This window comes from Flavobacterium polysaccharolyticum (assembly GCF_038739875.1).
GTDB classification, from domain to species: Bacteria; Bacteroidota; Bacteroidia; order Flavobacteriales; family Flavobacteriaceae; genus Flavobacterium; species Flavobacterium polysaccharolyticum.
This window is the reverse complement of record NZ_JBCGDP010000019.1, coordinates 1-14,853: the sequence shown is the minus strand read 5'-3', so window position 1 is coordinate 14,853 and position 14,853 is coordinate 1. Positions and strand designations below refer to the sequence as shown.

The 14,853-nt window shown below is 32.8% G+C and carries 11 protein-coding genes; 7 read left to right on the top strand and 4 right to left on the bottom strand.

Going from position 1 to position 14,853, the window contains the following annotated elements; all coding sequences use genetic code 11:
• Positions 1-388: 388 nt before the first annotated feature.
• Complete coding sequence (locus WFZ86_RS16280) at positions 389-2,467, bottom strand: M56 family metallopeptidase (protein WP_342692909.1); 2,079 nt, start codon at positions 2,465-2,467, stop codon at positions 389-391.
• Positions 2,464-2,826: a BlaI/MecI/CopY family transcriptional regulator gene (locus WFZ86_RS16275; RefSeq protein ID WP_315176782.1), complete on the bottom strand. Its 363-nt coding sequence runs from the start codon at positions 2,824-2,826 to the stop codon at positions 2,464-2,466. The genes WFZ86_RS16280 and WFZ86_RS16275 overlap by 4 nt, the downstream gene beginning before the upstream one ends.
• Positions 2,827-3,025: 199 nt before the next feature.
• Between WFZ86_RS16275 and WFZ86_RS20435 the strand changes: the two genes are divergently transcribed.
• On the top strand, positions 3,026-3,181 hold the full coding sequence (locus WFZ86_RS20435; RefSeq protein ID WP_425402884.1) for a cupin domain-containing protein: 156 nt from the start codon (positions 3,026-3,028) through the stop codon (positions 3,179-3,181).
• 198 nt (positions 3,182-3,379) lie between these two features.
• Here WFZ86_RS20435 and WFZ86_RS16270 read toward each other — a convergent pair whose 3' ends face one another.
• Together WFZ86_RS16270 and WFZ86_RS16265 are read right to left on the bottom strand one after the other, a co-directional pair.
• Positions 3,380-4,987: a DUF1501 domain-containing protein gene (locus WFZ86_RS16270; protein WP_342692908.1), complete on the bottom strand. Its 1,608-nt coding sequence runs from the start codon at positions 4,985-4,987 to the stop codon at positions 3,380-3,382.
• Between the two features lie 88 nt (positions 4,988-5,075).
• The gene (locus WFZ86_RS16265; protein WP_342692907.1) at positions 5,076-6,917 is read right to left on the bottom strand and encodes a DUF1800 domain-containing protein; all 1,842 of its coding nucleotides are present in this window, start codon (positions 6,915-6,917) and stop codon (positions 5,076-5,078) included.
• Between the two features lie 357 nt (positions 6,918-7,274).
• Between WFZ86_RS16265 and WFZ86_RS16260 the strand changes: the two genes are divergently transcribed.
• The 6 genes from WFZ86_RS16260 to WFZ86_RS16235 all read left to right on the top strand — a co-directional run bounded on the left by WFZ86_RS16260 (position 7,275) and on the right by WFZ86_RS16235 (position 14,615).
• Entirely contained in the window at positions 7,275-9,659 is a 2,385-nt protein-coding gene (locus WFZ86_RS16260) for a TonB-dependent receptor (RefSeq protein WP_342692906.1), read from the top strand.
• A 95-nt stretch (positions 9,660-9,754) separates the two neighbouring features.
• Positions 9,755-10,162 (top strand): cyclic nucleotide-binding domain-containing protein, encoded by a 408-nt coding sequence (locus WFZ86_RS16255; protein WP_342692905.1) that lies wholly within the window; start codon positions 9,755-9,757, stop codon positions 10,160-10,162.
• A gap of 40 nt (positions 10,163-10,202) precedes the next feature.
• Complete coding sequence (locus tag WFZ86_RS16250) at positions 10,203-10,781, top strand: Crp/Fnr family transcriptional regulator (protein ID WP_342692904.1); 579 nt, start codon at positions 10,203-10,205, stop codon at positions 10,779-10,781.
• A 2-nt stretch (positions 10,782-10,783) separates the two neighbouring features.
• On the top strand, positions 10,784-11,356 hold the full coding sequence (locus WFZ86_RS16245; protein ID WP_342692903.1) for a Crp/Fnr family transcriptional regulator: 573 nt from the start codon (positions 10,784-10,786) through the stop codon (positions 11,354-11,356).
• Positions 11,357-11,829: 473 nt separating this feature from the next.
• Positions 11,830-13,950, top strand: coding sequence for a tetratricopeptide repeat-containing sensor histidine kinase (locus WFZ86_RS16240; protein ID WP_342692902.1), 2,121 nt, complete (start codon positions 11,830-11,832; stop codon positions 13,948-13,950).
• Between the two features lie 23 nt (positions 13,951-13,973).
• Entirely contained in the window at positions 13,974-14,615 is a 642-nt protein-coding gene (locus WFZ86_RS16235; RefSeq protein WP_342692901.1) for a response regulator, read from the top strand.
• Positions 14,616-14,853: the final 238 nt, after the last annotated feature.

Sequence of the window (14,853 nt, the reverse complement as noted above, 5' to 3'; positions counted from 1 at the left end):
TTCTGAAGAAATACAGTATTATGACACGAAGAGTCCTTTTGGTGCTATGAAGTCCATAATCTAAAGAATAAAGAATAGTAAGGAATATAAGTACACTTTTAAAAACAACCCTCAAAAAATCTAATTTACCCTATTACTACGAAGAAAGTATGGCGTTACTATGTGCTAGGAGAAAGTCACTCATTTCAGCAATTTTAAATCGTGTTTACATTTATAAACTCAATAAAAGTCTCCCAACCTTTCCTGTATATCTTTAGAAATTTACGTAGGACAAGAACATAAAAAGCCCATTCCTTGCGGTTTGGGCTTACTTAATCTTTAGTCTTACAACTTAAATATTCTGCATTAAAACTGCATTTGCAGTCGTGTACAGTTAAAAAACTAATATTTAATTAGTACCAACAACAGCTTTCAATTGCATGTACTTTTCAAGGGTTTTAAAATTATGCCCCTTTTCTTTCATCGATTTAACAAAGGCTGGCGAAACTCCCATAGCTTTTGCTCCAATAACATCGTCTAAATCCAAATCCGTAAAACCTAGATTTTTGTAATCGCTAATTAAATTGGGAGTTACATTCTGTGATTTTAAAGCAAACAAATCATCAGGTTTGATATTTTTATATCCTATCTTTTCAAATTCGGCGATATATTTTGGAGTAATATTTAGCGATTTCAACGCAAATAAATCATCTGGTTTTAGATTACTATACCCCACTTTTTCAAACTCTTGGATAAATGCTGGAGTAATATTTAACGATTTCAAGGCTATAAGATCATCATTCGAAAGATTGGTATATCCTATAGCTTTAAAAGAATCAATAAACGCTGCATCAATATTTAAAGATTTGAATGCAATGATATTGTCCTCATCTTTTTCATTTCCATTGGTTGCATTATGAAAATCGGTAATGAATTTACCATTAATACCTTGAGATTTTAAAGCAATAATATTTTCAGCAGTAATGTTTTTATAGCCTGCTTGGCGGATTTCATCTATAAAAGCTTTATCAATACCCATTGATTTAAAAGGAATCAAGTCTTCCAAGTTAAAATCAGGAATTCCAGCCTCTTTGATAGAAGCAATATACGCCTCATTTGCATTCAAAGCAGCCAAAGGAATCAACTGATCTTTGTCAATAGTCTTGTAACCGTTTTTCTTCAGCATTTTTACGTATGAAATTTTTACGTTTACCATAAAGAAAGCCATAAGATCACTTTCAGTTCCCACAGAAACTCCTTCTTGAGCCATTGCTGTGTTGAAATTTTTATTGGCTTTAAAGGTATAGCTTCCCATTCCATTGTTTCCTTCAAATTTCCCTTCGAAATTCATAGTACCTGCCTCGCGTGTTATGGTAAACTCGCCTTTCATATCCTTTGTAAATCCTGTCAATTCACTCAACTGAAAAGTAGTGGAAGAATTATCGTCATCGCCATTCCTAAACTGAATATGTACGGTAGCACCTTTGATAACTGCAAACCAGCTACCTTCTGTATCCATACCGTTTTGAATGTTGGATTGCACTTTAGGCAATTCATTTAGACCTGGAGTTTGTCCTTGCGCTACTGGCTGATTAAAAAGGCAGGCAAACAAAACCAATAAAGGCAAAAGGAAAAAATATTTCCAAGTAGTGTTTACGTTTGATTTTTTTGAATTCATCATAATGATTCGTTTTTTGATTAATGATTGATTATAGTTAGTTGTAAGACTCAACGGAAAATGGGGTGCCGCCACTTTGAGCAGACTAAACTGATAACTTTCCTTTTCAACAGTTTCCTGTTGCAGCATTTCGCTATCAGTCAAAAATTCAAGGTTACTCTCCAATGCTTTTCGCCATTGCCAGGCAAAAGGATTAAACCACTGAAAAATAATGACAGCTTCGGCAAGCAATAAATCAATAGTATGTTTCTGCTCAATATGTATTTTTTCGTGCAGCAAAATCTGATTGTACGTTTCCCACTCGTACTTTTCGGGATTGATAAAAATATTGTTAGCAAATGAACAAGGGGCTTTGTCACCTGATACTTCTACAATTCGGAATTTCCCATCCTGAATTGCCGATAAAGAATACGCTCTGTACAGCAACACACAAGCCTGCATTATAAAGTTAAGTCCAAATAGCAGTACACCAAACCAATACAAATACACCAGCCATTGCAGCAACAAGTCCGCATCAAAAGTCTGTTTGGCCTGTTCGACAATAACTTCCTGAACTGACGCTGCTTTTGGCTCCAAGGTTGGACTTTTGTCTACAGCCATTTTCACCAAAGGAGCGTGCTTTTCTAGGGTATCTTTTCGCAAGGATAATTGCTGCGGAATAGGAAGCAATGGCAAAATGAAAGCCAAAATCATACAAGCAAGCAAGACAAATCTGTTCAAGTGGAAGAACGTTTCTTTCTGTAAAAGCAATTTATAAAACAAAAGGCAAGCAGAAAGAATTAAAGCTGTATACAAAATATAAGGTATCATACTTTATCTTTTTTAATGATGTTTACAATTTCATCCAATTCCTTTTCGGTAAGATTTTGCTCTTTGGCAAAAAAAGCAAGCATTCGGGGATACGAATTATCAAAATATTGACTAACGACATCTTTCAGCGCAAAATGCTGATATTCCTCTCTGCTGATAACTGGAAAAAAGCAATGCATATTCCCAGTGGTTTCGTGATTCAAAAATCCTTTTTCTTCCAATATTTTCACAATGGTTGCCACACTGTTGTAATGCGGTTTTGGGTCTGGCAGCAATGGAATTATATCTCTAATAAAGGCTTTCTTCAAATCCCAAAAGACCTGCATAATCTGTTCTTCTCGTTTAGCTAATTTTATCATAGTATAAAAATCTTTCGACAAATATAACTACTAATTAATTAGTTGCAAAACTAATTAATTAATATTTCAACTAATTTTTTAGTGAAGACAAAAATAAATCAATATAAAAGAAGTGTTTATGTAAGAAACTAAGTAAATAGATGAACACAACAAACAAAACAAACACCTCATTTATAACATATTATAAATTTAATATGAAATTTTATTTATTGTAAGTGGTGACTATCTCTTTCAAGTAGGGTCGGAATGCTATCAACTCAAAACGGGAGAAATTATTTTCTTGCAAAGAAATATTCCTCATACTTTCGTACAATTATCGACGACGGGGAAAATGATATTTCTTTTTCAACCCTAAGAAAAGATGGAAAATTACTTTAGAGCAATTCTAAACCTCAACACGAAATCAAAATCAGAGATAGCCACTAAAATCTTTGAAGAACATGATATGAAAATTGTAGAGCCACCTTTATCATACTGATGGTAAAAAATAAACAAAATACTCACAACTGCAAATTATACAAACAAGCGCTCAAGAAAATTTAAACAAAAACAATTACATCACTATCATCTTGGCATTGTATTTTTTCCCATTGTAAGGTACTTGTACAATGTATGTTCCAGAGGCAAGAAATATTTCGGAAGTAAAGCTAAGTATATCGCCATCTATTGGAAACGACTTACTAAACAATTTGTGTCCTAATAAAGTATAAATACTTACTTCTACTATACCATTTATAAAATTATAAAATTGGATATTGATTTGATTGCCAGTATTAGGATTAGGAAAAATACTCATGAAAGGAGTATTCGAATAATAAAAGGATTTGTTCGAATTAAAAATGGGGAGTTTCTCAAAGGAACCTCCCAGAACCGCATCAGATTGTTTTTCTGTCATACAAAGCCAATCTTGCATGATGGTGGCATAAATTTGCCTGAAATCATGCTGAAAAGGCACTTGATCGTTGACGGTTGCATTTTGAGGTAAATTGGGAGACGTACCTATCATACCCGAAACAGGATTAGGTGTTCCCTCTACTGTACCCCTCCCTGTATTTAATGCCGCGCCAAAAAAGAGTACCGGCGCTCCAGAACCATGATCAGTCCCAGCACTGTCATTACTTTTAATTCTACGTCCAAATTCACTAAAGGTCATACCAGTAACTAGTTCTGCTTTTCCCATCTGCTTTAAATCTTCTTGAAATGCCCCAATAGCCGAAGACAAAATACCTAAGTTTTCCGCATGTCGTCCTAATTTTTTATCAGTTTCTAAAACCTGATCTTCGTGACTATCAAAACCTTTCGGGTGATTGACAACATAAATTGGTGTTTGTAATCCTCCATTAATTAATCTTGCCACAATTTTCAATTGATCGGCCAACCCATTTTTATTTGGGTAGTTCCCTGTATGTGCTTTGGGTACATTATAAGCTTTTTGAATAGCTTCCCTATACGCGTTACTTTGATCCTTCATCAAGCGCAGAAAAGTTAATTCATTGCCGTAATCAGAATTGGGTGCCGGATCAGTGGTCGCATTAATCACATTCAATAAATCTTCGGGTTTCGGAACGCTATAGGCCATGTTTATTTTTGGTCCTTGCAAGGAAAAAGGCAATGTAGAACCTATTTGAATCGCCAATGGATCGGGCATATCAGCATTGGGATAAGCGGTTGGAAAATCTGGATATGCTGTATCCAACGCTCTACCAAGCCAACCAGACGATAGCGTTTTGTCGCTGTCTGATGCTGTAAACCAAATGTCGGTGGCTCTAAAGTGACTATAGCTGGGGTTAGGATAGGAAACTCCTTGAACTATCAGCATTTTGCCGTTGTTATACAGCTCTTGCATTTCCTTCATGGCCGGATGTAAACCCGTTGTTTCGTTATAATTCAGCGGCAAAACATCGGTTTCCTTCATTAAAATATTGGCACGGGCATTGGTCAATTCACCCCATTTATCTCTAGGTAAAACCATGTTTAAGCCATCGTTCCCGCCATTCATCTGAATAATAACTAATATTTTTCCACAACCTGCTGCCGCACTCGCTAGTAGCTGAAGACTTTCGCTCTCGAATTGAGACGAAGCCATAACTGGTATATGATTAAAGGCTAAAGGAATTGTCGAAGCAATTGCCGTTGTCTTTATAAATTTTCTTCTTTCCATTTTAATGTAGATTATTTAGTGCTAAAGATAATGTTGAGTAGTAAGGGGCTAAGTTTCTAATCTTTATTGTTATGAAATAGTTCAAAAACTACATCAATTGATATTCGGCAAATTCTGTGATGGTAAGTAATAAACTTCGTAATCTGGTTTTTACGATCTGCTGATTCATGTCGGTAGGATTTTGAACAAAAGAGCGCCAAGCACCAGTCCAATAATAATCGGCATCTTGACCCGTTAACAGCGTTTGCGTTTTTATTGCGTTTTTGGCTGTTACACTAAAATCAATAGGTACTAAATATTTGATGCATTCATTAATCAACAAGTTGGGATCTTCGCAAATGGTATCGGGAAACTGTTTCACAAAGGCTATTACATCTATTTCTAATCTGGTGGTTAAACCATTTTTTTCAACATCAAAACCATAAAAAAAATATTCGATTAGGGCATATCGTCGTTGAATTGAATTGGAATTGATCCAATATTCATGAAAACTTGGTTTTTGGTAAAATGCTTGCCATCCTGCCACACTAGGTATGGAGCCCATAGCTTGCTGCATACCGTACATAGCCATATTTAACTTGTTCCAAAGATCGTATTGCGCTTCATAATTGGTGGTATCGGCTACATTATAATTCATGTTGAAGGTACGCATGGTACCCACAATTACATCCAAAGGCGATTTGATATAAACGCCACGATTGGCCATATCATAAAAATGCTCACTTTTGAATAACTTATCCAAAACCGGTAAAATTTCCCAATTGTTGGCCACAAAATGTTGAGCCAAAGGAACAATTACGTTCGTTTCAATAGCAGCGTCAATATCATAATACACAAAGAAGCGGTACAAACGACGGCAAATATATTCCGAAACCACTTTTGATTTAGAGAAAATCATATCAATAAATACATCCAATTCATCGGCACCAGTTGGAGCAATTGCCGTATTGTTGAAGAAAGCCGAAAAACGTTTGGTACTCGTATCGTGTAAATTGGCTACAAAATTGGTAGCTTCGTTGATGGTGTTTAAGTTTTGTACACGCCAACCAGTTAGTACTTTTGCAGCCTGAATAACATCTGGCTCTCCGTATAAACTCCCATCTTCTTTGCCCAAGGTAAAAAGTTCCATGATTTCCCGTGCAAAATTCTCATCGGGTGCCGATTTGGTATTCGCTTGATTGTTGAGATAAAACATCATTGCGGGTTGCGTTGCCATTTTACGAATCAAAGATTTGTAATTTCCTGTGGCATTATCGCGAAACATTTTCATGTATTTATAACAAATTCTAGCCGAATTGGTATTGCTAAATTGATTAGAAGATTGCTTTATAAACTCAAAATCAATAGGAATAAAATGATACCAAAAAAGCACCATTTTTTCTCGAATGGTAATATCTTGATTAAAAGCTAAGCCTAATGACCAAGCACTTAGGCCAGTTGTTCGATTTGCGTTCGTGTCTCCTCCAATATCATTTGTAACAAAAGCATCATTGGTCCAATCTGCTCCATATGGCAGACCATTTTCATCTGGTTCTTCATTGTTGTAATGATTGACAGGAGGCGTAGGAGGTGTAGCATCTACGGTTAAAATCAAATCTACAGCTTTAGTCACGGAAAGTCCAAGTAGTGTATCAACATCAGTCTTCTTGAAACCAAAACCAGTTCTTTTCAGTAAATGCAAAGCTTCGACTGTAGTCCATGGGCCAGCATACGTTTTAAGACCGCTGCTAACGTTGATTACTCGCTCCGTTTCGGATCCCAATTTAGCACTTGCCGGATTTTTAGCATTTGTTAATGAGGAATAACGACGACCTTTGAAAATTTTCCGAGAATATTTTTCGAATAAAGGATCTTTTACCTGAGTATTCACCGGTAACTTTTTCAATAATTTAGCAAATAATGCACGCCTGGAGAATGTATTGCTTCCCATAAAAATGATTTCAATAATTAATTTGTACTACAAAACACCAAAGTACTAACGACAAATATATACAAATCAATACAATAGCTAATAAATTTATTTTACACCCCAAGTTTTTGCTTTACTAAAATATAATGCTGCTAGTTCAAGTATAAATCATATTGAAGGCTCATGGTGTGATAAAGATAAGATGACGCCCAGCAGCTTTCTAAACAAGACAGCATGGATTTACAAGCGTACATGAGAGATTTTTTATATATCCGAGAGATCGGGGATAGCTTTTCATCTTATTAATTTTATTGACTTTGGTCAATTTTGATTAAAACTTGTTACTATAAGTTTGTCTCAAATTAAAAAACTAGATAAATGAAAAAACTATTTATTTTATTCTCATCTCTATTTAGTTTACTCTCTTTGGCTCAAACTGGCATAATTAGAGGAACTATTACAGATAAGCAATCCGAAAAAAGTATTGCAGGCGCTACTATTGAATTATTAAGTGCCCCAAGTAAAGGTAGTATAACAGATGGTAAGGGAAATTTTGAATTAACGAATGTTCCTTTGGGAAGGCAAACCATAAGAGTAACCTATCTTGGCTATGAAAGTTCGACAGTTCCAGATATTGATGTAACTACTGGAAAAGAGGTTATCATTTCAGTTTCTTTAGTTGAAAAATTTGACACTTTAGAAGAAGTTATTGTTGTAAGCGATGGTAATAACAAAGCAAAGTCCATCAATAAATTAGCTGCAATATCAGTACGACAATTTTCTCCAGAGGAGGTTAATAGATATGCAGGTGGAAGGAGTGATGTAGCACGATTGGCTTCAAACTTTGCAGGTGTTTCTACTGCTGATGATAGTAGAAATGATATTGTTGTAAGAGGTAACTCGCCTACTGGTTTACTTTGGAGATTAGAAGGAATTCCAATTCCTAGTCCAAATCACTTTGCAACTTTAGGAACAACAGGAAGTCCGGTTTCTGCATTAAATCCAAATCTATTAGCTAACTCTGATTTTATTACCTCTGCATTTCCTGCTGAATACGGTAATGCAATTGGAGGTGTTTTTGATTTAGGGCTTAGAAAAGGTAACAACAAAGAATATGAGTATTCTGTTGGAGTAGCCGCATTTCCTGGTGCAGAATTAATGGCGGAAGGGCCATTAGGAAAAAAAGGTGGTTCATTTCTAGTTGCAGGCCGTTACGGAATAGTTGGTCCATTAGGATTGGCTGGAACAACTGCACAACCAAATTACAATGATTTTTCATTTAATGTTGATTTTGGGAAAGGCAAGTTTGGGAATTTTTCGGTTTTTGGAATTTTCGGAAATTCAAACATTGACTTAATTGGTGATGATGTTGAACTCTCTAGCGATGATTTATTTGCCACACGAGATGAAGATGCATTTGTGACTTCTAATTTTGGTGTTGTTGGATTGAAACATACTATTGATATTGGCTCAAAATCATACCTAAAAACCGTAATAAGTGGATCTACTTCTGCAAATACCTATGAGGAAGACCGTTATTTTAATTTGGATACACCTACAGAATTTAAATTAAGATACACAGAAGTTGACAACTCTGAAAGCAGAATGACATTTTCAACACTTTTCAATTCTAAGATCTCAAAAAAATTCACATTTAGAGCTGGTTTGTTATTAGAAAGATTTACATTAGAAAATACATTATTCGATAGAGATCGACAAGAAGATAATGATAGTGATGGACAACCTGACTTTGTCAATTTAATTAATAATGATGGTTCTTACTCTATTGTGCAACCATATGCTATGGGACAATTCAGATTAACTGAAAAACTAACCTTTAATGCTGGTTTACACGGACAATACTTTTCTTTGAATGAAGAATTTGTTTTTGAACCAAGAACGGCTTTAACGTATGCCATTAATGACAAAAGTTCCGTAAATATTGGTTATGGTTTGCACCATCAAAATGTAACTGCGCCACTTTTATTTTTAAATGAAAACATTGGTGAAAATATCGTTCAGAGCAATAGAAACTTAGATATGACAAGAAGTGCTCATTATGTATTGGGATATGATTTGCGTTTTGCCGACAAATGGAGAGCCAAAGTGGAAGTTTATTATCAGGCTATTGACAAAGCAGCGGTTGAAAAAACTCCATCAAGCTACTCTTCGCTTACGGAAGGTGCAAGTTTCGGATTTACGGTAGATAAAAATTCTTTAGTAAGCACTGGTACAGGTTTTAATCAAGGTGTGGAATTTACTTTAGAAAAATTCTTCAATAAAGGATATAATTTACTTTTTACTACTTCACTTTTTGAAAGTAAATATACTGGAAGTGATGGAATAGAAAGAAACTCTCCTTTCAATAACGGATATGTAATTAATGCTTTAGCGGGAAAAGAGTTCAAGATTGGAAAAGCAAAAAAGAATGTTTTTACAATCAATACAAAATTCACTACTGCTGGAGGAAGATATTTTACGCCTGTTGATTTGGCAGCTTCGCAAGCAGCTGGATATGAAATAAGAGATGACACCAATGCTTATAGCGAACAATATGACGCTTATTTAAGACTTGACTTGAAATTTGGGATCAAATTGAACAGTAGCAAAAAGAAAAGCTCACATCAATTTTATGTAGATTTTCAGAATATAACTAACAATAGTAATGTTTTCACAAAAGATTATAATCGATTAACACAGCAAGTAAATCAAATAGACCAAATTGGGTTTCAACCAGATTTTGGCTATAGATATCAATTTTAAAGTTAGTTGGTTTCAATTTGATTTTGTTTGGTTTAGAGTTTGTAAGTACCAAATACGATACAAATTCTAAATTTTTAATCCTTTAAACTGATATCATGCTGCATAGTTTAGAACAATTTACCAGAAAATATGTAGAGTTTAATTCTACTGAATTATTTACATTGGCTAGTTTATTTACATCTATATCATTTAATGAAAATGATATCGTTATCAAAAAAAATCAACAAGTATCATATATCTATTTTTTAGATAGCGGTGTTTTAAAATCATACATTGAGAATAACAACAATATATACAATATAAAATTTTATTTCAATCCTATCTTTTTTTCAGATATAGATGCTCTACTTAAAAGAAAAGAGTCAACTAGAAATTTTGTAACCGTTAAAGAATCTAATGTATTTATGGCTAATTTTGAGGACATTATAAGATTAAATGAAAAGTCAGAAAAACATAAATGTTTTTTTGAAATGATCTTTGAAGATGATTATATGTTCAATTAAAGTTGTATTGTTTAACTATTTATTTAATTAAAGATTAGAAATGATAGATAATTTAAGATTTTTTTTATCAAGATTTGCCAAATTAAGCGAGCAAGAATTAGAAGCTTTTTTCGCTATTTTTACTCCAATAAGTATTAAAAAATTAGACCATCTTTTTTTAGAAAATGACATGATATCTCATATTTACTATATTAATGATGGGATTATGAGAGGCTATTATAATAAAGAAAACACTGAAATTACTACTAACTTCTACTTTGGTCCTACAATGATGACTGATTTTGTAGCAGTGAGAAGTAATTTACCAACCCAAATGAATGTTCAAGCATTAAAAAACTGCAATTGCATGGTGGCAAAATTTTCTGACCTCGACAGTTTAATTGATAAATATCCAAATATAGAATCAGTTTTTTTTAAATTTTTAGAACATTTATATCTTTTTGGGGTAATGCGACAACATTCTTTCATTTTTGATACACCTCAAGAAAGATATGTAAAATTATTTGGTGAACGTCCAAAAGTAATTGCAGAAATTCCACAACGATATATATCTTCTTATTTAGGCATTAAACCAGAAACTTTAAGCAGAATTAAAAATCGAATTTTTAAAGAACTGTAGAAATGGAAAACTTAAAATTATTTACTTCCTATTTTGCGGAACTCAATGAAAAAGAGTTCTCAGATTTAGAAGCATTATTCCATCCTATGAATATTAAAAAAATGGATCATGTTTTAACTGAGGGAACCTTTGTTAAGGATTTATATTTTTTCAATAAAGGAACCTTTAGGGTTTATCATCTAAAAGAGGGTGAAGAGTTTACAACTAAATTTTTATTCAGTCCATGCATATATGCCGAATTGTTTTCAATACGGAAACTAACTCCTACTTTCTTTAATATACAAGCATTAACCGATTGCGATTGCTATAAAGCCAATTTCAGAGAAATTGAAAAATTGATGGAAACTAGCCAAAATATAAGTAGATTATTTTTAAAGCTATATGAACACATTTATATCAAAGGTAAAAAAAGAGAATTCTCATTTATTTTAGATTCTCAAACTAAAAGATACAATAATTTAATTGCTGAAAATCCTCAAATAATTGACCAAATTCCATTGCAGTATATTGCTTCGTGTATTGGAGTAAAGCCAGAGACTCTAAGTAGAATAAGAAAAAAAAGTAATGAAATATGATATGAACTCATAACCCGCTCGACAAAGTATTCCCTTAAAAAGCTGCGCGAACGTTAATGACTTTATTCCATTATAAATCGTGTTGCCCTCCGTAAACGCGATAAAAGTCTCACTACTTTTTACTATAACTATCTTTAGGATGATTGCCTTTTCATAAGGGATAAAAAAACTACAAAGTAACCGTTGCGGTATTTTGTAGTTTTTGTTTTTATATGATCTATGCATTTGATTATGAAAACAAAATATACTCGCCTAGCCCCGATGGCAGTGAAAATCCTCTTGTGCCGGGGTTCGGCATAAGAGATTGAAACGTACAGCGGGACGACTCGTGTGGTGAGCAAAATTGTGCTGCTACAAGACATAGAAACAAGAGTTCAAATTATGAAAATAAAATTTACTCTGAAAGTAGTATCTATACCAATAATTTTAAAAAAATCAGTTTTATATTGAAACAAAAATGAATATATTTGCTCATGCCTCAACTATTAAAAAGAATTATTTTTATAAGTTTCTTATGTTTTTTCTGTGCAGTAAAAGCTCAAAAAACAAGTACTAAAAAAGAATCTTCCAAAAGTACTCTTCTTGAATTAGAAGAAAAGAAAATCATTATAAATGCCTATGGATTAATGAATAATGGCGAAGATAAAAAAGCATATAAAATTGCCCATCATTTATTAAAGACATCAAAAACACAATCAAACCTGCCAAACACAAATTTGCTTTTAGCATATTACTTTAATAAACGATCCCTTATTGATTCTTCCCTTTTCTACACTAATCAGGCTTTAAAATTTAGCAAAAGCAAAAATGATTCGCTTAGTTACAGACTGTCTTCTCTAGGCTACAACCTTTTAGCTATAAATAACAAAAAACGAGGTCTTCTTGGTGAAAGCAAAAAATGGCACCTCAAAGGGATTGAGGTATCACAAAAATTCAATGAAACAGATTTATATTACACGCACTTACATGGTTTAGCACTTATTTATAGCAGCTTGGAGGATTATAATAATGCCTTAAAACTATTCAAACAATGCTTAAATTATAAAGGAGATGAGGAACTAATCATTGGGAGTTACATCAATATAAGTGATATATATGGCATACTAAAAGATTACGAAAAATCAAATTGGTACCTTAATAGGGTAAAAAAAATATGTGAAAAGAAGAATGATTTTCAAGCCAAGGCAGTTATTGCGTATAGTTTAGCCTCTAATTATTTGTCTCAAAATAGAACAGAAGAAGCTATTACTTTATTCAATGAAGCTATTCAAATAGCTGATGAAAATGAATTACCCCAAATTGCAATCAACGCGAAACTTAGTCTTGGAATAATTCTCTTAGAAAATAAAAAAGCTGAAGAAGCCAAAAATATTTTCACCAATGCCTTAAAAGATGCTATACATCTTGGTTACCTTAAAGAACAGGGAGAGATTTACAACAACATGAAAGAAATTTCTTTACTACAAAATGACTACAAAAGTGCCTATGCATATGCCAATAAGCAATCTAAAATAAAAGATTCTATTGCTCAACTCCAAAAGGATAAAGAAATTAATGAATTGGAAGTAAAATTCAAAACCTGGCAAAAAGAAAAAGAAATACGTTTATTGCAAATTGAAAACAAAGCCAATGCTTTAGAAATTAAAAACAAAGAAGAAGTGCTTGCTTTTCTTAATCTTCAAAAGGAAATCATCAAAAAAAGGCATGAAAATAAGATCTTAAGTTTGCATAGTGTTTATCAAAAAAAAGCTATGGAAATTAACTCACTTAAAAAAGATCAGCAGCTAAAATTAGCCGAAATTGATTGGCAAAAATCAACCCAAAAAATAACTTTTTATTCGTTTTTAGCCGTTATTTTACCAATCATTGGATTACTGTTTTTATACTATCAAAAACTAAAAACACAACGTTTGTTAAACATAAAAGAAAAAACAATTAGTGAGCAAAAAATAATGTCGCTTGTAAAGGACCAAGAATTGAAATTGATAAAAGCTACAATAAAAGGACAAAATAAGGCTAGAACAAAAATAGCCAAAGAACTACATGATAGTATTGGTGGTAATCTAGCCGCAATAAAACTGCAACTAAACTCAGTAACCACAAACGTAGATAGTATTCATAACATCCAAAAACAATTAGATGAAACCTATAAACAAGTTCGAGATTTATCTCACAACTTAATTCCAGAAAAATTTAATCAAAATAATTTTTCAAATATACTAGAAGAATATTTGAAAAATCTAGCCGAAATAGACCATTTAAAAACATCTTTTACGGCTTATCCTAAACCAAAAATAGACTTAATTGCTAATCATTTACAAATAGAGGTTTATAAGATTATTCAAGAATTAGTGACCAATACATTAAAGCACGCAAGAGCAACTACAATTGATTTACAAATCAATCATTTTGAAGATAAGCTCAATATTTTGTTTGAAGACAATGGAATTGGGTTTGATTCTCAAAAGAAAAAAATCGGAATTGGGTTTAAAAATATTAAAGAACGCTTACATACTATTTCTGGTTCAATGGAAATTGATTCAATAATCAATCGAGGGACTATCATAAATATCGACATTTCATTAACAAAATAGTATTTTAAGATCGAGAAGTAACTATGGAAAAAATAAAAATCATTATTGCTGATGACCACACAATGTTTATACAAGGTGTTGTTTCATTATTAGAAAATGAAGAAAATATTAGCATTTTAGGGAAGGCTTCAAACGGTAATGAAATTTTAAAAATACTAGAAAGTTCAATTCCTGATATTATTCTACTTGATATTAGTATGCCTGAAATGGATGGAATTGAAGTTACAAAAATTATAAAGCAACAATTTGCAAACATCAAAATCCTTATCGTAAGTACTCATAGTACTACACAAATGATAGCAAAATTAACTAGAATGGGAGTTGATGGTTATTTACTAAAAAATGCTGAAAAACAAGAACTTTTGCTTGCTATCAATACCATCCAAAAAGGAGGAAACTATTTTTGTGAAGAAGTAAAACTAAAAAACGATGAACACAATGCTAAAGTAAAAAGTGAAACACTACAAATTACTGAATTAAGCTTTCGAGAAAAAGAAATTTTAATTCTCATTGCTCAAGAGTTTACGGGTCACGAAATTGCTGAAAAAACAAATATTAGCTTAAATACTGTTAATACTCACCGTAGAAATTTACTGTCAAAAATTAACGTAAAAAATACGGCGGGATTAGTAAAATATGCAGTGGAATACGGATTATTGGATTAATTTTTTTTGCAAAAAAAAAAGCTGTCCTTACTCTGGACAGCCTCTTTAAAAATAACTTTGTCCCGTCCTGAAATAGCGATACACAAAAACAATCGTTATGGAAGAATACAAGAATTATGTAAAGCGCACCCAGCGAGATTACAGCATGTCCTTAAAACTTCAAATCGTTAGAGAAGTTGAGCAAGGTAGTTCATCAATTACCCAAATTAGAAAACAATATGGCATTCAAAGCCATGCT